The following is a 19,575-nucleotide window of genomic DNA, read 5'->3' as shown; positions in this document are numbered from 1 at the left end:
AGTACTCTGGTGAGCCATGTGCGGAATCGTGGGGTACGTCGGATACCGGGACGCGCTCGGCGTTGTCGTTGACGCGTTGCGCCGCATGGAATATCGCGGCTACGACTCCGCGGGCGTGGCGATCGTCGACGGCACCGGCGCGTTGGCGGTGGAACGCAAGGCGGGCAAGCTGGCCAACCTGGAGGCCGAACTGGCCGAGGTCGGGGTGGCGCGGTTCGCGGGCACCACCGGCATGGGGCACACCCGCTGGGCTACCCACGGCGCGCCGACCGACCGTAACGCGCACCCGCATCGCGACCACAGCGGCAAGGTCGCCGTGGTGCACAACGGCATCATCGAGAACTTCGCCCCGCTGCGCCGCGAACTGGAGGACGCCGGGGTCGAACTGCGCAGCGACACCGACACCGAGGTCGCGGTGCACCTGATCGCGCAGGCTTACGCCGCGGGCCCGACGGCGGGCGATTTCGCGGCGAGCGCGCTCGCGGTGCTGCGCCGGTTGGAGGGCGCGTTCACGCTGGTCTTCACGCACGCGGACCATCCGGAGATGATCGTCGCGGCGCGCCGCTCGACCCCGCTGGTGGTCGGTGTCGGCAAGGGCGAAATGTTCATCGCCTCCGACGTCACGGCGTTCATCGAGCACACCCGCGAGGCGGTCGAACTCGGGCAGGACCAGGCGGTGGTGATCACCGCGGACACCTACACGGTCACCGATTTCGCGGGGACCGACGCGGTCGCGCGGACCCGCCCGTTCACGATCGACTGGGATCTGGCCGCCGCTGAAAAGGGTGGCCACGACTACTTCATGCTCAAGGAGATCGAGGAGCAGCCCGCGGGTGTCGCGGACACGCTGATCGGGCATTTCAGCCAGGATCAGGACGGTGCGGGCCGGATCGTGCTGGACGAGCAGCGCCTGGCCGATCAGGAACTGCGCGACTTCGACAAGGTGTTCGTCGTCGCCTGTGGCAGTTCGTACCACGCGGGCTTGCTCGCCAAGTACGCGATCGAGCACTGGACCAGGTTGCCCGTCGAGGTGGAGCTGGCCAGCGAATTCCGTTACCGGGACCCGGTGTTGGATCGTTCCACGCTGGTGGTGGCGATCTCGCAGTCGGGCGAGACCGCCGACACGCTCGAGGCGGTGCGGCACGCCAAGGAGCAGAAGGCCAGGGTGCTGGCGATCTGCAACACCAACGGCGCACAGATCCCGCGCGAGTCGGACGCCGTGCTGTACACCAGGACCGGTCCGGAAATCGGCGTCGCGTCGACGAAGGCGTTCCTGGCGCAGGTCACCGCGAACTATCTGGTCGGCTTGGCGCTGGCGCAGGCGCGGGGCACCAAGTACCCGGACGAGGTGGCTCGCGAGTTCGCCGAACTGGAAGCGATGCCGAAGCTGGTCGAGCGGGTACTGGCGACCGGTCCGCAGGTGCGGGCCATCGCGCGGGAGCTCGCTCATGTCCAGACGGTGCTCTTCCTGGGCCGCCACGTCGGTTACCCGGTGGCGCTGGAGGGTGCGCTGAAGCTCAAGGAACTGGCGTACATGCACGCCGAAGGCTTCGCGGCCGGTGAGCTCAAGCACGGTCCGATCGCGCTGATCGAGGACGGCCTGCCGGTGATCGTGGTGATGCCGTCGCCGAAGGGCCGCGCGGTGCTGCATTCCAAGCTGCTCAGCAATATCAGGGAGATCCAGGCGCGTGGCGCGCGCACCATCGTGATCGCGGAGGAGGGCGACGACACGGTGCGGCCGTTCGCCGATGACCTGATCGAGATCCCGTCCGCGCCGACGCTGTTCCAGCCGTTGCTGTCGACGGTCCCGTTGCAGATCTTCGCGGCCGAGGTGGCGCAGGCCCGCGGCTATGACGTGGACAAGCCGCGCAACCTGGCCAAGTCCGTCACGGTCGAGTAGTCGGGCAGCGCTGCGCCATTGGTCATGGCGACCCAGCACCGCCGCGTACGCCCGGCCGCCGGTGACCAATGAACGCCGCGCGGCCTCGCTGAAGCCGGAGAACCGACTGCGCTCCGAAACGGGCGGCAGGCCATGAGCGGATCCTCGTCGATGACCGCCGCACCATGTGGGTCGCTGGCAGCAACAACTTTCGCCAGGCTCGACGCAAATCCGGCGGCGACCACAGGTCGCCGCCGGATCTGATCGGACTCAGTTCGCCGGCACCAGCGCGGGGGCCGGTTCGCCAGCAGCCCGGCGTTCGAGCGCGCCCGACCAGACGGCCAGGCCGAGCGCGGTGACCACCAGCGCGACCCCGACCCAGTTCGGCGCGGTGTAGCCGAAGCCCGCGGCGATGACCAGGCCGCCGAGCCACGCTGCCACGGCATTGCCGAGGTTGAACGCGCCGATGTTGACCGCCGACGCCAAAGTCGGTGCGCCCGAAGCCTGGTCGAGGACGCGCTTCTGCAGCGGCGGCACGGTGGCGAAGCCGAGCGCGCCGATCAGCACGATCGTGATCGCGGCCGTGACCTTGTTGTGCGCGGTGAGGGTGAACAGCGCGAGCACCACAGCGAGTCCGCTCAGCGTGAGGTAGAGCATCGGCATCAGGTGCCGGTCGGCGAATTTGCCACCGATCAGGTTGCCCGCGCAGAAGCCGAGGCCGAACAGGACGAGCAGCCAGGTGACCGAGCTGTCCGCGAAACCGGTGACCTCGGTCATCATCGGGGCGAGGTAGGTGATCGCCGCGAACACCCCGCCGAACCCGAGCACCGTCATGGCCATCGCGAGCAGCACCTGCGGATTGCGGAACACGGCGAGCTCGGTGCGCAGCCGGGCGTCCTGCGGTGCGGGCTGCTCGGGCACCAGCAAAGCGACGCCGAGCAGCCCGACGAGTCCGACCAGCGCGACGATCAGGAAGGTGAGCCGCCAGCCGAACTGCTGGCCGAGCAGGGTGCCGAAGGGCACGCCGACCATGGTGGCGACGGTGAGGCCGGTGAACATGATCGCGATGGCGCCCGCGCGCTTGTCGGGGCGGACCACGCTGCCCGCGACCACCGCGCCGATGCCGAAGAACGCGCCGTGCGCCAGCGAAGCGACGATCCGGCCGGTCAGCATCAGCCCGAAAGTCGGTGCGACGGCGGACAATACGTTGCCCGCGACCAGAAGCACGAGCATGCCGAGGAGCATGCGTTTGCGTGAGACGCGGGTGCCGAGCCCGGTCATCAGCGGCGCGCCGGCCACCACGCCGAGCGCGTATCCGGTGACCAGCAGGCCCGCGGTGGGGATGGACACCGCGTAGGTGTCCGCGATGTCGGGCAGCAGTCCGACGACCACGAATTCGGTGGTGCCGATTCCGAAGGCCCCGAGGGTCAGGGCGAGGAGTGCGAGCGGCATGGGCGAGAGCCTCCACGTGATATTGCGCTTGAGCCTTACGGGCGTCAACAATAATTGCAAACGCGTGATAATTGCAAGCGCGGGCTATTGCGAACGTCATCTATCCTGGAAGGACACTCCCTACGCGGAAGGACGATCATGACCGCGGATGCCGCCCTGACCGGCTTGGCCGATGGCTGGTACGCACTGTCGCTGCTGCACGATCGGATCGAGGCGCACATCGAACGCGCCCTGCAATCCGGCCACGACCTGAGCGTCCGCGAGTACTCGCTGCTGGTGGTGTTGAGCAGGCAGCACGACGGTCCCGGCGGTCACCTACGGATGAACCAGGTCGCGGAGGCGGTGGTGCTGAGTCAGAGTGCGACGACCCGGCTGGTCACCCGCCTGGAAGACCGTGGCCTGCTCCAGCGCTACCTGTGCCCCGACGATCGCCGCGGCATCTACACCGACGTCACCCCGCCCGGTCTCGCGCTGCTGGACCGGGCGCGCCCGACCCACGACGACGCGCTCGCCAGTGCACTCGGCCAAGCGGCGGCGGACCCGGAGCTGGCCCCGCTGGTGGCTGCGGTCGAGGCGCTCAACACGACGTCGGCTCGTAGTCCGCGCACCCGCGCCTACCGCCCGGTCTGACGCGCGTATGTTCCGCTCGCCGCCGGCGAGAGCCGGCGTCGAGCGGGACTGCGCCTACTGCGCTGGGGTGTGCGCTATTGGGGCGTGTCTTACTGCACGGTGACGGCGCCGCGCATTTCCGGGGCAGGGAGCAGAGATAGCGGTAGGTCCCCGGCGCGGTGAAGGTGTAGCTCCAGTCGCCTTTGTCGATGATCGGGCTGTTGAGGCCCATCGCCTTGTCGCCGATGCCTTGCACGGTGTGCGGGGCCTTGTCGGTGAAATGCCAGGTGACGGTGTCGCCGACCTTGACGGTCACCTCACCGGGCGCGAACTTCATGTCGCGCACATCGATGGTGACGGCGGCCGGTTTCGTATCGCCCGCAGGCTGGGTGGTGGTGGTCACCGGAGGCGCTGGCCGCTTCGTGCTCGTCGCGGCGGGGCCGGAATCGCCACCGCCGCAGCCCGCCACCAGCATCGCGGTCAGCACCGCCACTCCGGTGGCGACCTGCGTGGACCGTGCGCGACGCGTGGGCATTGGCATGATGGCCAAGCGTAGTCTGCTGACGTTGCGGGTCCGCGCGGCAGCCGTACCGAACAACCCAGTGGAGGATCGCTCATGTCCACGCAGCGGGGCTATTTCACCGCAGACGAAGTGCGCGCGGCGGAGGCCGAGCTGTTCACGCGCGTCCCGGACGGCGTGCCCATGCAGCGCGCGGCGTACGGGCTGGCCAAGGTCGTCGCGGCGGAGCTGCGGGCGCGCACCGGCGGGGTCGCCGGTCGTGCGGTGACCTTGCTCGTCGGCTCCGGCGACAATGGTGGCGACGCGCTGTGGGCCGGATCGATGCTGCGCCGTCGCGGTGTCGAAGTGGCGGCGGTGCTGTTGAACCCGGCGCGGGCGCACGCGAAAGGTCTTGCGGCACTGCGTAAGGCCGGTGGGCGGGTGCGCGCGGAGGTCGGCAGCCCAGACCTGGTGGTCGACGGCATCGTCGGGATCTCCGGCCGCGGGTCGTTGCGGCCCGGTGCCGCGGAACTGGTTGCGGGCCTGCGGGTTCCGATCGTCGCCGCGGACCTGCCGAGCGGCGTCGACCCGGATACCGGCGCGGTCACCGGCCCCGCCGTCCGCGCCGACGTCACGGTGGCGTTCGGCGCGTACAAGCCGGTGCATGTCCTGGCCGCGCCGTACTGCGGGCGAACGGAGCTGGTACCCATCGGGTTACGACTACCCGGGCCGAATCTGGCCGCGCTGGAACCGGGGTCGATCGGTGCGGACTGGCCGATACCGGCGGCGACCGACGACAAGTACACCCAGGGGGTGACCGGCATCTGCGCGGGCAGCGCGAGCTATCCGGGCGCGGCGGTGCTGTGCACGGGTGCGGCGGTCGCGGCGACCTCGGGCATGGTGCGCTATGCCGGCGCCGGCGCCGCCGATGTGCTCGCGAAGTTCCCCGAAGTGATTGCCACCCAGCAGGTCTCGGAAGTGGGCCGGGTGCAGTCGTGGGTGTTCGGCCCGGGCGCGGGCACCGACGCCGATGCCCGCAATCGTCTCGTCGAGATCCTCGCCACGGAGCTGCCGGTCGTCGTCGACGCCGACGGCCTCACCATGCTCGCCGCCGAACCCGAGCTGGTGCGTGCCCGCACCGCGCCGACGGTATTGACCCCGCACGCAGGCGAATTCGCGCGCCTCACCGGGCACGGAGTCGGGCCGGACCGGGTCGGTGCGGTCCGTTCGCTCGCCGAGGACTGGCAGGTCACCGTCCTGTTGAAGGGGCGCGCCACCCTCGTGGCCACTGCGGGCGCGCCGGTCCTGGTCAATGAGGCGGGCGCGTCCTGGGCCGCCACCGCGGGAGCCGGTGACGTCCTCTCCGGCATTCTCGGTGCGCTGCTCGCGGCAGGCCGCGATCCAGCCTGGTCGGCGGCCGCCGCCGCCCGGGTGCACGCGTTGGCGGCCAACCTCGCTGCCCAGGAGGGCCACTCGGTCGGCGCGCCGATCTCCGCGACACCCCTACTCGAGCACCTCCGTCCGGCGATCGGCACCTTGCGCGCCTTCGCCGACCGTGTCGTCTGACCCGCACCCGCCCGCCGTGATAGACCGTGCGGCGCGCTGTGCCCCCGACCACCTCCGTGCCCACCGACTCCACCAGGACATTCCCGGTCGATAGACTCTGGCAGAACACCGGTGACAACTTTCGGGAGCGCATGGGTAACTCGCCGGGCACGGTCTGACGGCACGGCCGCGGTCGCCGCCGGTTGCCGCGCCACCCAGGGTGGCACCCGAACTCCCGGAGAGGCGGAACAGTGCAAGTGGAGACGGTTGTCGATCTCGACGCCATCGCGCACAACGTGCGGATCCTGCGCGAACTCGCGGGCGACGCCGCCGTGATGGCGGTCGTCAAGGCCGACGGCTACAACCACGGCGCGGTCGAGGTCGGCAAGGCGGCGCTGGCCGCGGGAGCCGCCGAGCTAGGCGTCACCACGATCGCCGAGGCCGTCCAGCTGCGCGACGCGGGTATCACCGCGCCTATTCTGAGCTGGCTCAACAATTCTGCCGCCGATTACGCCGCGGCGATCCGCGCGGATATCGAGATCGGGGTGTCCTCGCTCGATCATCTGCGGGCAGTGGCCGCCGCGACCGAGCAGACCGGCCGGACGGCGACGGTCTCGCTCAAGGTCGACACCGGCCTCAACCGCAACGGGCTGTCACCGGTCGAATATCCGCAGGCCCTTGCGGAATTGCGGACGCTGGTCGACGCGCAGGCGATGCGGTTCCGGGCGCTGTTCTCCCACCTCGCGAATGCCGACGAACCCGCGCATCCGGTCAACGACATGCAGCGCGACCGTTTCCTGGAGGCGATCGCCGTCGCCAAGGAACACGGCCTGGAACCGGAACTGGTGCATCTGGCGAACTCGCCCGCCACGCTGACCCGCCCCGACCTCGCGTTCGACATGGTCCGCCCGGGCATCGCGATGTACGGGCACAGTCCCGTCGCTGAGGACTTCGGGCTGCGCCCGGCCATGACCTTCCAGGCGCGGGTCGCGCTGGTCAAGCAGGTCGCGGCGGGCGAGGGCGTCTCGTACGGGCACACCTGGTACGCCCCGCGCGACACCACGGTGGCGCTGATCCCGGTGGGCTATGCCGACGGCGTATTCCGGCCGCTCAGTGGACGTTTCGAGGTGTGGCTGGGCGGTGCGCGCAGGCCGAACGTCGGACGGATCTGCATGGACCAGTTCGTAGTCGACCTCGGCGACAACGCCGCGAACGTCCGGGAGGGCGATACAGCCGTCCTGTTCGGCGGCGGTCCGGGCGAACCGCGCGCCCAGGAATGGGCGGATCTGCTCGGCACCATTCACTACGAGGTGGTGTGTTCGCCGCGCGGCCGGTCGGTTCGCCGCTATGTAGGCGGTGGCCGGTGAGCAGACGCCGGGTCACCGCGGTCCGCGGCGGTCTGGCCACTGCGGGCGTGATCGCCGCGCTGGCCGGGGCGCACGCCCTGCGCCGCGCCGGCGCCCGGGTGCTCTGGCCCGCCCGCCGGGACGAATATCGCGACGAGAACTTCGCGCTCATCGATGAGGATCGTGCGGGCAGTGTGCACACCGAGGACGGTGTGCGCTTGGCCACCCGCGAATGCGGCCCCGCGGACGCGCCGGTCACGGTGATCTTCGTGCACGGCTTCTGCAACACCATGGAGTCCTTTCACTTTCAACGCCGTGACCTCGAAAAGCGCTGGGGCGCACGGGCTCGGCTGGTGCTGTTCGATCTGCGCGGGCACGGCCGCTCCGGCAACTCGGCGACCGAGCGCTGCACCGTCTCCCAGCTCGGCCGCGACCTCGCCGCCGTGATCACGGCCACCGCGCCGACCGGCCCGGTGGTGCTGGTGGGTCATTCGCTGGGCGGGATGTCGGTGCTGGCGGCCGCGGCGCAGTTCCCGGAGTTGTTCGCGCGGCGGGTGGTCGGGATCGCGCTGCTGTCCACGGCGGCGGCCGAGGTCACCGCGGCCGGGATCACGCAGCTGCTGCGCAATCCCGCCATCGACGGCTTCCGGATGGCCGTGGCCGCCGCGCCCGCGCTGGTGCAGGCGGGCCGGACCACGGCGCGGCATGTGATCACGCCGATCCTGCACGTCAGCTCGTTCCACGGGCCGGTGAGCCCGACGCTGTCCCGGTTCACCACGATGATGATCGACGACACCCCGGTCGAGACCATCATGAAATTCCTGAAAGCCATCGAGTTGCACGACGAGTCGGCCGCGCTGCCCGCGCTGGCCCAGGTGCCGGTGCTGATCATCGGTGGCTCGCACGACCTGGTGATCCCGTTCCGCAACTCCCGCGCGCTCGCGCGAGAGTTGAAGGCCAGTGAGCTGATTCATCTGCGGGAGGCCGCGCACATGGCACATCTGCAATTCCCGGACATCGTCAACGACGCGCTCGATCGATTGCTGGTGCGCGCCGGCGTGCTCGAACCGCACCCGTCGGAGGTGACCAGTGGCTGATCGTCAGCAACGCACGCTGCCCACGGTGGCCGACACCGAGGCACTCGGCCGGGAACTGGCCGCCGGGCTCGGCGCCGGCGACCTGGTCGTGCTGGACGGGCCGCTCGGCGCGGGCAAGACGGCACTGACTCGCGGCATCGCGGCGGGGCTCGGTGTGCAGGGCAGGGTGAGTTCGCCCACCTTCATCATCGCGCGGCAGCATCGGGCAGGTGCGCAGGTAGGGGCGGTACCGCTGGTGCACGTGGACGCTTACCGGCTCGGCGGCGACCTCGACGAGTTGGACGCGCTGGACCTCGACACCGAGCTGCACCAGGCGGTGGTCGTGGTGGAGTGGGGCCGCGGCGTCGTGGAGCACCTGAGCGACCGGCATCTGTGGGTGCAGCTCTCGCGCGAACCTGATTCGGACGTGCGCACCGCCGAATGGGAATGGGTGGATTAACTACCTGGTAGCTCCGCACCGACGGCAGCTACCACCCGGTATCGTTGGGTCAATCATGCTGGTATTAAGTGTCGACACCGCGACACCCGCCGTGACCGCGGGATTGGTGGAACTGGAGCAGGCAGCACCGATCCAGACGCGCACGGTCGCCTCCCGTGTGCGGGTCGATCCGCGTGCGCATGCCGAGGTGCTCACGCCGCAGATCCTCGAATGTCTCACCGAGGCAGGCCGTTCCAGGACCGATCTCGCGGCGGTCGTGGTCGGCATCGGCCCCGGCCCGTTCACCGGACTGCGGGTCGGCATGGCGACCGCCGCGGCCTTCGGTGACGCGCTCGGGCTGCCGGTCTACGGGGTGTGCAGTCTCGACGCCATCGCCGCCGACGCCGCGGCGGACCTCACCCCCGAGAGCGAACTGCTCGTCGTCACCGACGCGCGCCGCCGCGAGGTCTACTGGGCGCGTTACCGCGACGGCGTGCGCGTCGCGGGACCGGAGGTGGCCAAGCCCGGCGAGGTCGATCTCGCACAGGCCACCGTGATCGCCGGATCCGCCTCGCACGTCGACTTCTTCGACCTACCGGTGCTGCCGGTGGAGACGCCCTCACCGGCCGGACTGGCCACGGTCGCCGCTGCCGCCGTGCTCGCGCGCGCGGTGCCCGACCCGCTGGTGCCGCTGTACCTGCGCAGGCCCGACGCCGTCGAGAAGAGCTACCGCACCCTCGACCGGACGGGAGCGTGAAACCGGTGGACATCCGGATCGAACCGATGGTCGCCACCGACATCGACCGCTGCGTCGAACTGGAACAGCTGCTGTTCCCGGAGGACGATCCCTGGCACGCGGTCGCGTTCCAGTCGGAACTGGCTGCGGCACACAATCGCTACATCACCGCGCGCGACGCCGACGGGCGAATGGTCGGCTACGCCGGCATCGCGCTGCTCGGTGACGACCGACACCCCGAAGCCGAGGTGCACACCATCGGCGTCGACCCGAACTGCCTGCGCGCCGGCATCGGCACCCGGCTGCTGGAAGCCCTGCTCGACGAGGCGGGCAAGCGCGGCGGACCGGTGTTCCTCGAGGTGCGCACCGACAACGATCCCGCGATCGCGTTGTACGCCAAGCACGGATTCCACATCATCGGCCTGCGCAAGAACTACTACCACCCCAGCGGCGCCGACGCCTACACCATGCGCAGGCCCGCGCTGAGCGCCCTGCCCCTGCCGGACGAGGTGCTCTCGTGATCATCATGGGCATCGAAAGCTCCTGCGACGAAACCGGAGTCGGCATCGTGCGCAGGCACGCCGACGGCAGCTGCGAACTGCTCGCCGACGAGGTCGCCTCCAGCGTGGATCAGCACGCCCGCTTCGGCGGTGTGGTGCCCGAGATCGCGTCCCGTGCGCACCTGGAAGCGATCGTCCCCGCTATGCGCCGGGCGCTCGCCGCGGCCGGTATCGCCAAGCCCGACGCGCTGGCCGTGACCATCGGCCCCGGGCTGGCGGGCGCGTTGCTGGTCGGCGTCGCGGCGGCGAAAGCCTATGCGGCGGCGTGGGATGTGCCGTTCTACGCGTTGAACCATCTCGGCGGGCACGTCGCGGTGGATACGCTGGAGCACGGTCCGATGCCGCCGTGTGTCGCGCTGCTCGTGTCCGGCGGGCACACCCACCTGCTGCACGTCACCGATCTGGCCGAACCGATCGTCGAGCTGGGCAGCACCGTCGACGATGCCGCGGGCGAGGCGTTCGACAAGGTCGCGCGGTTGCTCGGGCTCGGCTTTCCCGGCGGCCCGGCACTGGACGCCGCTGCCGCACAGGGTGATCCGGGCGCGATCGCCTTTCCGCGCGGCATGACCGGCCCGCGGGACGCCCGATACGATTTCTCCTTCTCCGGCCTGAAAACCGCTGTCGCCCGCTACGTCGAGGCAGCGCAGCGCAGCGGCCTGACCGCCGCCGATCTGCCCATCCCGAATATCGCCGCGTCGTTCCAGGAAGCGGTCGCCGACGTGCTCACCATGAAGGCGGTCCGTGCCGCACAGGACGTCGGCGTCGACACCCTGGTGCTCGGCGGCGGCGCCACCGCCAATTCCCGGATCCGCTCGATGGCCGAAGACCGTTGCGCCGCCGCCGGATTGACCCTCCGCGTGCCCAAACCCCGCCTGTGCACCGACAATGGCGTGATGATCGCCGCCCTCGGCGCCCACGTGATCGCCGGCGGCGCACCCCCCTCCGCCCTCACCGTAGCCACCGACCCCGGCCTCCCGGTCTCGGTAAGCCGCGTCCCCTAACCCGCCCGCACCCCTTCCGGCCCCGGGCGAACCCGGTTCAGTCCGAGTAGCCCGGCTTCTCGGTTCCGCCGATGTGGGCGGAGCCGGAGTTCGAGCGGGGGATGACCGGCAGTTGGGATTGGGCGGGGGCCTGGCGTTGACCGGTGGGCGGAACCTGGGTCGGTGTGGGGGCGGCTCCGGGCTTGGGTTTGTCCTGCCCTGAGGAACCGCCCGGGGGCGTGGTGGGGTTGCCGAACAGCGGGCCGAGCAGCTCGGGGAACGGGATGACCGGGAGGTTCGGGTCCGGCCGCAGGGTGGGCGGGCTGGGCGGCGGGGCCGAGGACGGGGCCGGCGTGCTCGACGGCTGTCCGCGGTCCTGGGTGATCGAGGGCAGGTTGCCGTCGCTCGGCCGGTTGGTGCTCTCCTGGGTACGCCCACCGGTGGCACCGGTCGGCGGGACGACGCTCACCGGCGCGGGCGGCAGCTGGGACGCGCTGCTGGTGGTGCCCGCGGGGGAGACCTCGTCGTCGGAGGTGGGCGCGAACGTCTTCACGCCGTAGCCGATGATCAGCCCGACCACGACGATGGCACCGGCGAGCGTGCCGACCACCTTGGTGAACGTGCCGACCGGCGCGTCACTGCTGAGCGCGGCCAGCGGGATCACCGAAGGCTGGACCGAATCGGCAACCAGCGCGGCGCCTTTCGCGATCACGGCATCGGGATCTTCCACGGTGAACACCGGCACGTCGAGCTGGTGGGCGAGGGTGTCCACGACGGCGGGGATATTGGCGCCGCCGCCGATCACGGCCACCGCTTCGGGGAACTTGGGCGCCCGGGCGAACACCGCGGCCGCGAAGACGGCGGTCTCGCGGAGCAGGTCGGCGATGAGCTCTTCGAAGTCGGCCCTGGTCAGCTTGAGCGGCTGCCCGGCGACATGGTCGATGGTGACGGCGGGCGCGATGGACAGATGCTCCTTGGCCGCGCGGCCGCGGTTGGTCAGCATGCCGCGGTTGGGCCGGGTGCCGCGCCGCGCGTAGTGCAGATCGACCAGATGGTGGTAGATCAGGTCATCGATGGCGTTGCCGCTGATCGCGCCGGTGCGCTCGGACCGCAGCACCGTGCCGTCGGCCTGGTCGGCCACGGTGACGGTGAGCCCGCTCGCGCCGAGGTCGACGATGGCGACCGTCTCGTAGCGATCGAGCAGGCCGGTGTGCCGGAGATAGGTGAGTGCCGCGGTGCCCTCGGGTACCAGGCGCAGTTCGCGCTGCTTGCCGGTGGCCGAGCGGATCGCCTGCGCCTGCTCCTTGGTCCGATAGGCGACGGCGACGCTGGTGGGCGGCCTGCTGGTCGGCGATTCGAGGTTGCGCGGGCTCGCGCCGGCGAACCGGGCGCCGACGGGGTAGTCCACGTCGTGGGCCAGCTGGGTGGTCGGCAGCTGGGTGGTCATCAACTCGATCGAGGAGGCGACCAGGTCGCCGAGATCGGAATGCGCCGCGTCGGCGGAGACGACCCGGTAATCGAAGCTCTGCGCCCCGTTCGAGGCGGTGGCGACCAGTGCCGAGCACACGACCTCGGACCCGGCGGAGATGCCGAGGGATGTTCGCATGTTCATTCACCTCCCTTCGAGCGGATGGTCATGTGCGGCTGGGGTATTCGCTCTCGTAAGCAACTCGTTGTCGCCGACCATCTCGTTGGACTGCCGAATCGTCGTGGTCGACGCACGGTTCGGACTCCGAAATCCGGTCGGTCCCGTTGTCCGGTTGGGTCGCGGGGACCGGCGGTGGATCACGTGTGGCTAGCTCTCTGGTGCAGCTCTCGATGAGACGTAGTTCTGGTGACGCTGGGTGTTCCTCGGTGCCGGGTGTTCGCGGGCTCCGGGGCGTCGGTGCCGTGGAACTGCTCGGTGCCGCTGAACTGTTCGGTGCCGCTGAGGTATTCGGTGAAGCCGAGTGCCGTGACGACGTGCCTGCTGTTGACGACCCCTGGTCTCCGACGGCACTGGTTCGAGACGAACACAGTGGTCGGACAGCGACCGTCGTCAATAGTGTCACAATCCGTTATCCGAACGTTACAGTTTTCCGGATCTATTTGGAACCCCCGCGAGCGTGCGTTGGGCGTGTCGCGACCGCCTGGGCTGCACGGTGTTCCGAAATTGGCACCGCCCGGCCTTGAGCGCTGGCACTCTCATGTATAGAGTGCTAGTCGGCACTGCGTGACGTGCCCGGCCGGACTTCCGTCCGCTCGGTGCGCTGTGCTTGTGCCAGGCAGTTTCGACTACTGAGCAGGGGTCCCGGCACCCGCGACGACGGGGCTGTGCGCAGGGTCGGCTACCGCTTGCGACTGTTTGCAGGTCGCTCGAAAGAACCTGTGACCGATACAGATACCGATGGTCCGGAACAACAGTTCCGGTAATCCCCTGAAAGTGGAGGGCTCAACGTGGCGAGCGTGAACATCAAGCCGCTCGAGGACAAGATCCTCGTCCAGGCCAACGAGGCCGAGACGACGACGGCCTCCGGCCTGGTCATCCCCGACACGGCGAAGGAAAAGCCGCAGGAGGGCACCGTCATCGCCGTCGGCGAAGGCCGCGTCACCGACAAGGGTGACCGCATCCCGGTCGACGTCAAGGAAGGTGACACCGTCATCTACAGCAAGTACGGCGGCACCGAGATCAAGTACCAGGGCGAGGAATACCTCATCCTGTCGGCGCGCGACGTGCTGGCCGTCGTCACCAAGTGACCGCGCTCCGCGCGGTGGTGACGGTCCGCTGCCACCCGACCGCCCGGATCTAGTCGTGCCACTGCCCCGGTTCCGCTGAGCGGGGCCGGGGCAGTGTCATCTCAAGCCCTGGAATCCAAGGAATAGGACTTATGGCAAAGCAGATCGAGTTCGACGAGCGCGCTCGCCGGGCTCTGGAACGCGGTGTCGACAAGCTCGCCGATGCCGTCAAGGTCACCCTGGGCCCGCGTGGCCGCCACGTCGTGCTCGCGAAGGCCTTCGGCGGCCCGACCGTGACCAACGACGGTGTCACCATCGCGCGCGAGATCGACCTCGAGGACCCGTTCGAGAATCTCGGCGCGCAGCTGGTCAAGAGCGTCGCCACCAAGACCAACGATGTGGCGGGCGACGGCACCACCACCGCCACCGTGCTGGCCCAGGCGCTGGTCCGGGCCGGCCTGAAGAACGTCGCCGCGGGCGCGAACCCGATCGCGCTCGGCGCGGGCATCGCCAAGGCCGCCGACGCGGTCGCCGAGGCGCTGCTGGCCGCGGCCACCCCGGTGTCCGGCGAGAAGGCCATCGCACAGGTCGCCACGGTCTCCTCGCGGGACGAGGAGATCGGCGAGATGGTCGGCAAGGCGCTGACCGTCGTCGGCAAGGACGGCGTCGTCACCGTCGAGGAGTCCTCGACGCTGCAGACCGAGCTGGTCGTCACCGAGGGCGTGCAGTTCGACAAGGGCTACCTGTCGCCGTACTTCGTCACCGACGTCGACGCCCAGCAGGCCGTGCTGGAGGACGCCTACATCCTGCTGCACCGGGAGAAGGTCAGCTCGCTGCCCGACTTCCTGCCGCTGCTGGAGAAGATCGCCGAATCCGGTAAGCCGGTGCTGATCATCGCCGAGGACGTCGAGGGCGAGGCGCTGTCCACCCTGGTGGTCAACTCGATCCGCAAGACGATCAAGGCCGTCGCGGTGAAGGCGCCGTTCTTCGGTGACCGGCGCAAGGCGTTCCTGGACGACCTGGCCGTGGTCACCGCGGGCACCGTGATCAACCCGGACCTGGGCATCACGTTGCGCGAGGCCGGTCTGGACGTGCTGGGCAAGGCGCGCCGCGTCGTCGTCAGCAAGGACGACACCACCATCATCGATGGTGCGGGTACCGCCGAGGACATTTCGGCGCGCAGCGCGCAGCTGCGGCGGGAGATCGAGGCCACCGACTCCGACTGGGATCGCGAGAAGCTCGAGGAGCGGCTGGCCAAGCTGTCCGGCGGCGTCGCGGTGATCAAGGTCGGCGCGGCCACCGAGACGGCGCTCAAGGAGCGCAAGTACCGGGTCGAGGACGCGGTCAGCGCGGCCAAGGCGGCGGTCGAGGAGGGCATCGTGCCCGGCGGCGGCTCCGCGCTGGTGCAGGCGGCGGCCAAGCTCGGTGACCTGCGCGACTCGCTGTCCGGTGACGAGGCGGTCGGCGTCGAGGCGGTGCGGACCGCGTTGTCGGCTCCGCTGTTCTGGATCGCCACCAACGCGGGCGTGGACGGTTCCGTGGTGGTCAGCAAGGTCGCCGAGGGCAAGGACGGTTTCAACGCCGCCACCCTCAGCTACGGCGACCTGGTGACCGACGGTGTCGTCGACCCGGTGAAGGTGACCCGCTCGGCCGTCGTGAACGCGGCGTCGGTGGCGCGGATGATCCTGACCACCGAGAGCGCGGTCGTGGACAAGCCCGCCGAAGAGGCGCCGGAGCACAACCACCACGGGCACAGCCACTGAGCTGACCCTGGCGCAGAACCAGAGAAGGCCCTCGGACATCGTCCGGGGGCCTTCGTTTTATGTGCCGAGTGGCTGCTATGAGTTCAAGAGGCTACGGGCGGCTGTTCGGCCGCGATGGCGGCGAGCAACCGACTCCGCAACGCTGCGGGCGGTTGGCTGGCCGTAGCAGTGGCGAGCGTCGCGAGGGCCTCGCGCGTCCGCCGGATCTCGGTGATGAACTCCGCACGTAGCGCGGGGTCCTCGGTGTCGAGCAGTTCCTGCACCTCATGGTGGTCTTCGTCGTCGATCGATCCGAGCGCGACGGTGTGCGCGAGATCGACCTGGCGTTCGTTCATCTCACGTCACCCCCAAACTTCTTTTGAGTCGTGTCAATCCGTCCCGAATTCGGGACTTAACGGTCGGTAACCCTACGCCAAGGTAGTGGGCTACCTCCGCATAGGTTCGCCCGCCGTAGTAGGCGAGCGAGATGGCTTCTCGCTGGGTCTCGGTCAAGGTTGCGAGACCGTCCAGGACGGCCTGCTGTTCGAGCCTTCGCTCTACCTCTTCGGTCACTTCGTCGAATTCGTTACCGAGCACCCGGATGCCGTAGGCGACCTCGCGTTGGGTGTGCGCCTGCTCGGCGCGTACCCGGTCGACGGCTCGCCGATGCGCCAGCGTCATCAACCACGTCACGGCCGAGCCCTTGTCGGGGTCGAAGCTGGCGGCGGTGCGCCAAACCTGTAGATAGACCTCTTGGGTCGTCTCCTCGGCGTATCCGGGGTCGTGTAGGACGCGCAGCACCAGACCGAAGACGCGCGCGGACGTCCGGTCGTATAGCTCGGCGAAGGCTTCCTGGTCGGCTTGGCCGCACTTGTCCAGCAATGCGGCGAGCTCGATACTTTCGGCGGCGCGGGCCGTAACCGCAGAATCCACACCGGGTGGGAAGGCATCTCTTCGGAACGAGTCGCCCTCTGCGGCCGGCTGCCGCGTTGTCACAACGCTCCATTCTGTGTCATCGGTCACCACCGTAGCGGGCCGCTATGACCTCCCTTCGACTGGGGTGTCGGCAAACCGACTGTGGCCCAGCGACTTTGCGGAAAACTTCGACACGCCGGAGCATCTCGCGCTGAGACACGCCGTGACACGCCGAAATCAACTGCGAAACGCAGGGCTCGTCAGGTTATTTGGCTTCTGGCCTTTGGCGCCGGCGGCGCTGCGGTGGTGACCGCATATCGCCTGCCGGTTGTTTGCTAGGGATTCGGCGCGCCGCGCCACATGGATGGGAAAATTTTTGGATCAGACCGCCATGCGGCGGCGATTGCGCCGGGCGTGCATCTCGCGTTCGGTTTCGGACATGCCACCCCAGATGCCGTAGGGCTCGCTGACTTTGAGGGCATGGCTGCGGCACTGCATCAGCACCGGGCAGGCCCGGCAGATCTCTTTGGCGCGCATCTCACGCGCGGTACGGGCGCGGCCACGTTCGCCGTCGGGGTGGAAGAACACGGCGGAGTCCTGCCCACGGCAGGACCCTCGCATCTGCCAATCCCAGACATCGGCGTTCGGCCCGGGGAGGTGGGTGGGCATGGGCATGGTGAACTCCTCGTGGTGCGAGCTCGTCAGCGTTGTCGAGCAGTTGTTCTGCAAAGTTGTAGGCCACGGCGCTGTGTCGGCGAGTGCCCCTGTGCTGCCCGTTGCGGTCGCTGCAATTTCGCGCGGCGCCGACTGTGGCGATGAGCTACGTTAGGTCCAGCCGCGAAATTCCGTCAATAGTTCGGCGCAGCAGTTTTCCAAATCTTAGGCTGCGAAATTTAACCTCTGAGCTGTTTACTTTTCGCATTGGTTCCGGCGATACTGATCGGTTGACCAGAGGCGCATCGGTCGCTGCTGCCCTCGATCTGGACTCATTTTCGCAGGTAGAGTGCGTTTTTTGGAGATCTGAACCGTTCAGAGCTGGCGATGACCGGTGTGGGGGCGGTCACGATGGCGTCCGGCCCCCGGTGCGGCGTGTGGTGTCGAGATGGCGAAAACGGGGCGTCCAGGTAAATTGCGCGAAACGCCTGTGAATAATGATCACGGCCACCTCGGGATTACGGCGATGAGATTTACCTGACGGAAACATGACATAGTCGTCGTAAATGCTGTGCGGTAGCCGGTTGGTTGTTTGCGGTCTTTCTCCCGGTCACTGCGCTGGGTGCGCCCGGTATACAGTTCGGCGGTGTTCGTGCCTGCTCCGCTCGGAGATCCCCGTATCGAGGTCCTCGCCGACGGTGCGTTCGGCGCCCGTCCGGGCCTCGCCGCTGCCGAGTTGCCGACCGCGCCCGGTGCGCTCGCTTCGTGGTATCGAGCGGTGATTCTCGGCGGGCAGGGATGTTATGCGGCGGCGCGCGCGGAATTACGAATTATCGGCGGCGCGAGCACGGATCCGGTGTTGCTTTCGCTGGCCGCGAGCACCACGGGGTCGCTGCTGCGCCAGCTCGGCTGGCACGCCCGCGCCGCCGCCCACGACGGTCGCGCGGCCGCACTGGTCTCGGCACGATCGCTCGGGGACCTGGCGGACCCCGTGCACTCTCGCTTCCCCGCCGCCGAAGCGATCTGCGACGCACTGACCGGTCTCGCCGCGGACGCGCTCGGCACCGGCCGCCTGGCGCTGTCCTGGCGGCTGTTGCAACGGGTGGACGAACTGCTGCCCGGCGGGGAGCTCGGCTGGCGTCCAGCCCTGCGCAGGCACTGGGTCGGCGCCGAAACGGCGCTTGCCGCAGGCCTTGTCGAGCCGGCACGGCGCAGCGCGGCCGCCGGGCTCGAGCTCGCCGAGGACAGCCCCTCGGTGCGGCATCGGGTCAAGTCCCGCCTCCTGGTCGCCGCTGCCGCCGCGGCGGCCGGCGATCACGACCGGTCTCGCGAACTCGCCGAACAGGTCGGTGCGCAGTGCCGCGAACACGGCCTGCTGCCGCTGCGCTGGGCGAGTGCGATGCTGCGCGCCGGCCTGTCCGTCCCGGGCGCCGCCGCCGAGGCGCAGGACTGCGCGGCGACCATCGTCCGACGTGGCGGGCGGTTCCGCCCGATGACCGCGGGATGAGGTTCGCGCCGGGCGGCCGCGGGGCCGCGCGCATTTCGTGCGCGCATGCGCTCCCAGTTGCCTTGTTCCGCGCGCTGTATCGCTATTGTTAGTTCCGTTCCGCCGCTTCGGTGGAAGCACCGGTCAACACCGACCGTGCCACTTGTAACGCCAGGAATCTCTCTGACGATGACGAACACGGGCGAAGAGTTGGACCTCGCCGTCGCTGCCGCTGCGCAGGGCGACAGATCCGCTTTAGCTCAGGTACTGGAGATGATCCGCCCGCTGGTGGTGCGCTACTGCCGCGCGCGGATCGGAGCCGCGGAGCGTGGGCAGCTCTCCGCGGACGACGTTGCGCAGGAGGTCTGTTTGGCCGTGATGACCGCCTTGCCCAGGTATCAAGACCAGGGCAGGCCCTTCATGGCCTTCGTTTACGGAATCGCTTCGCACAAGGTCGCCGACGCCCATCGCAACGCCGCCCGTAACAAGGCGGAGGCGATGGCCGAAGTACCAGATGTCATATCCACCGACCATGGTCCGGAACAACGCGCTCTCGAATCGGAGACGAGCAGGCAGATGAACCGTCTGCTCGCGACGCTCCCCGAGAAACACCGAGAGATCTTGATCCTGCGATTGGTCATGGGTTTGTCAGCCGAAGAAACCGCAGTCGCCATGGGCAGTACGGCGGGCGCGATACGAGTGGCTCAGCACAGGGCACTCGCGAAACTCAAGTCTCAAGTGGCGAGGGCAGGTGAAATGTATGGCTAGGGATGGCGGGCGCGGTCGGGGCGACTGGAAAGCGCGGCTTGGATCGCGAAACAGCGGTCCCTACGCCGACGCGTCAGGGGACACCGGCCCGGTCGACATCGCCGCGGTACGCCGCGACGATGTGCTGATCGATGCCATCGCAAGCGATGGCCAGGTGCGCACCGACAGCGCGGA

Annotated in this window: 20 protein-coding genes; 14 read left to right on the top strand and 6 right to left on the bottom strand. The window is 69.1% G+C overall.

The features are described from left to right. Positions 1 to 16: 16 nt before the first annotated feature. The gene (gene glmS / locus NBRGI_RS41865; RefSeq protein WP_029903682.1) at positions 17 to 1,900 is read left to right on the top strand and encodes a glutamine--fructose-6-phosphate transaminase (isomerizing); all 1,884 of its coding nucleotides are present in this window, start codon (positions 17 to 19) and stop codon (positions 1,898 to 1,900) included. Positions 1,901 to 2,149: 249 nt separating this feature from the next. On the opposite strand, the gene NBRGI_RS41860 is transcribed toward glmS, so the two are convergent. Continuing rightward, positions 2,150 to 3,331, bottom strand: coding sequence for an MFS transporter (locus NBRGI_RS41860; protein WP_029903681.1), 1,182 nt, complete (start codon positions 3,329 to 3,331; stop codon positions 2,150 to 2,152). 138 nt (positions 3,332 to 3,469) lie between these two features. Here NBRGI_RS41860 and NBRGI_RS41855 point away from each other — a divergent pair, with 138 nt between their 5' ends. Beyond that, entirely contained in the window at positions 3,470 to 3,961 is a 492-nt protein-coding gene (locus tag NBRGI_RS41855; RefSeq protein WP_029903680.1) for a MarR family winged helix-turn-helix transcriptional regulator, read from the top strand. Here the strand turns inward: NBRGI_RS41855 and NBRGI_RS44790 are convergent. Beyond that, on the bottom strand, positions 3,909 to 4,481 hold the full coding sequence (locus NBRGI_RS44790; protein WP_235211290.1) for a plastocyanin/azurin family copper-binding protein: 573 nt from the start codon (positions 4,479 to 4,481) through the stop codon (positions 3,909 to 3,911). The two genes, NBRGI_RS41855 and NBRGI_RS44790, sit on opposite strands and share 53 nt — an antisense overlap. 75 nt (positions 4,482 to 4,556) lie before the next feature. On the opposite strand from NBRGI_RS44790, the gene NBRGI_RS41845 reads away from it, so the two are divergent. The 7 genes from NBRGI_RS41845 to tsaD all read left to right on the top strand — a co-directional run bounded on the left by NBRGI_RS41845 (position 4,557) and on the right by tsaD (position 11,142). Next, a complete protein-coding gene (locus NBRGI_RS41845; protein ID WP_029903679.1) occupies positions 4,557 to 6,005 on the top strand; it encodes an NAD(P)H-hydrate dehydratase in 1,449 nt (482 codons plus the stop codon). A 182-nt stretch (positions 6,006 to 6,187) separates the two neighbouring features. Next, complete coding sequence (gene alr, locus NBRGI_RS41840; RefSeq protein WP_267467059.1) at positions 6,188 to 7,351, top strand: alanine racemase; 1,164 nt, start codon at positions 6,188 to 6,190, stop codon at positions 7,349 to 7,351. Continuing rightward, positions 7,348 to 8,427: an alpha/beta hydrolase gene (locus NBRGI_RS41835; protein WP_029903676.1), complete on the top strand. Its 1,080-nt coding sequence runs from the start codon at positions 7,348 to 7,350 to the stop codon at positions 8,425 to 8,427. The genes alr and NBRGI_RS41835 overlap by 4 nt, the downstream gene beginning before the upstream one ends. After that, positions 8,420 to 8,866, top strand: a complete 447-nt coding sequence (gene tsaE, locus NBRGI_RS41830; RefSeq protein ID WP_029903674.1) for a tRNA (adenosine(37)-N6)-threonylcarbamoyltransferase complex ATPase subunit type 1 TsaE — start codon at positions 8,420 to 8,422, stop codon at positions 8,864 to 8,866. The genes NBRGI_RS41835 and tsaE overlap by 8 nt, the downstream gene beginning before the upstream one ends. Before the next feature lie 55 nt (positions 8,867 to 8,921). After that, positions 8,922 to 9,602, top strand: coding sequence for a tRNA (adenosine(37)-N6)-threonylcarbamoyltransferase complex dimerization subunit type 1 TsaB (gene tsaB / locus NBRGI_RS41825; RefSeq protein ID WP_029903672.1), 681 nt, complete (start codon positions 8,922 to 8,924; stop codon positions 9,600 to 9,602). A gap of 5 nt (positions 9,603 to 9,607) precedes the next feature. Then, the gene (rimI, locus tag NBRGI_RS41820; RefSeq protein WP_148311164.1) at positions 9,608 to 10,102 is read left to right on the top strand and encodes a ribosomal protein S18-alanine N-acetyltransferase; all 495 of its coding nucleotides are present in this window, start codon (positions 9,608 to 9,610) and stop codon (positions 10,100 to 10,102) included. Then, positions 10,099 to 11,142: a tRNA (adenosine(37)-N6)-threonylcarbamoyltransferase complex transferase subunit TsaD gene (gene tsaD / locus NBRGI_RS41815; RefSeq protein ID WP_029903665.1), complete on the top strand. Its 1,044-nt coding sequence runs from the start codon at positions 10,099 to 10,101 to the stop codon at positions 11,140 to 11,142. The genes rimI and tsaD overlap by 4 nt, the downstream gene beginning before the upstream one ends. Before the next feature lie 37 nt (positions 11,143 to 11,179). Here the strand turns inward: tsaD and NBRGI_RS41810 are convergent, their stop codons facing one another. Next, positions 11,180 to 12,727, bottom strand: coding sequence for an Hsp70 family protein (locus NBRGI_RS41810; RefSeq protein ID WP_036562820.1), 1,548 nt, complete (start codon positions 12,725 to 12,727; stop codon positions 11,180 to 11,182). Positions 12,728 to 13,557: 830 nt separating this feature from the next. On the opposite strand from NBRGI_RS41810, the gene groES reads away from it, so the two are divergent. Together groES and groL are read left to right on the top strand one after the other, a co-directional pair. Then, on the top strand, positions 13,558 to 13,857 hold the full coding sequence (gene groES / locus NBRGI_RS41805) for a co-chaperone GroES (protein WP_014981824.1): 300 nt from the start codon (positions 13,558 to 13,560) through the stop codon (positions 13,855 to 13,857). Positions 13,858 to 13,988: 131 nt separating this feature from the next. After that, entirely contained in the window at positions 13,989 to 15,599 is a 1,611-nt protein-coding gene (gene groL / locus NBRGI_RS41800; RefSeq protein WP_029903662.1) for a chaperonin GroEL, read from the top strand. Between the two features lie 83 nt (positions 15,600 to 15,682). Here the strand turns inward: groL and NBRGI_RS41795 are convergent, their stop codons facing one another. The 3 genes from NBRGI_RS41795 to NBRGI_RS41785 all read right to left on the bottom strand — a co-directional run bounded on the left by NBRGI_RS41795 (position 15,683) and on the right by NBRGI_RS41785 (position 17,168). Continuing rightward, positions 15,683 to 15,934 (bottom strand): RskA family anti-sigma factor, encoded by a 252-nt coding sequence (locus NBRGI_RS41795; protein WP_029903660.1) that lies wholly within the window; start codon positions 15,932 to 15,934, stop codon positions 15,683 to 15,685. 1 nt (position 15,935) lies between these two features. Continuing rightward, complete coding sequence (locus NBRGI_RS41790; protein ID WP_029903658.1) at positions 15,936 to 16,511, bottom strand: sigma-70 family RNA polymerase sigma factor; 576 nt, start codon at positions 16,509 to 16,511, stop codon at positions 15,936 to 15,938. Between the two features lie 363 nt (positions 16,512 to 16,874). Further along, complete coding sequence (locus NBRGI_RS41785; protein WP_014981828.1) at positions 16,875 to 17,168, bottom strand: WhiB family transcriptional regulator; 294 nt, start codon at positions 17,166 to 17,168, stop codon at positions 16,875 to 16,877. A 625-nt stretch (positions 17,169 to 17,793) separates the two neighbouring features. On the opposite strand from NBRGI_RS41785, the gene NBRGI_RS41780 reads away from it, so the two are divergent. The 3 genes from NBRGI_RS41780 to NBRGI_RS47085 all read left to right on the top strand — a co-directional run. Beyond that, positions 17,794 to 18,654: a hypothetical protein gene (locus NBRGI_RS41780; protein WP_051728441.1), complete on the top strand. Its 861-nt coding sequence runs from the start codon at positions 17,794 to 17,796 to the stop codon at positions 18,652 to 18,654. Between the two features lie 168 nt (positions 18,655 to 18,822). Continuing rightward, the gene (locus NBRGI_RS41775) at positions 18,823 to 19,401 is read left to right on the top strand and encodes a sigma-70 family RNA polymerase sigma factor (RefSeq protein ID WP_014981830.1); all 579 of its coding nucleotides are present in this window, start codon (positions 18,823 to 18,825) and stop codon (positions 19,399 to 19,401) included. Further along, the coding region (locus NBRGI_RS47085; RefSeq protein ID WP_268808480.1) for an anti-sigma-D factor RsdA at positions 19,394 to 19,575 on the top strand (182 nt) is incomplete at its 3' end. The genes NBRGI_RS41775 and NBRGI_RS47085, both read left to right, overlap by 8 nt.

The sequence above is a fragment of the Nocardia brasiliensis IFM 10847 genome (genome assembly GCF_000710915.1).
Taxonomy (GTDB): Bacteria; Actinomycetota; Actinomycetes; order Mycobacteriales; family Mycobacteriaceae; genus Nocardia; species Nocardia brasiliensis_A.
The sequence above is the reverse complement of the archived record's forward strand: the minus strand, read 5'-3'. Positions and strand labels throughout refer to the sequence as shown.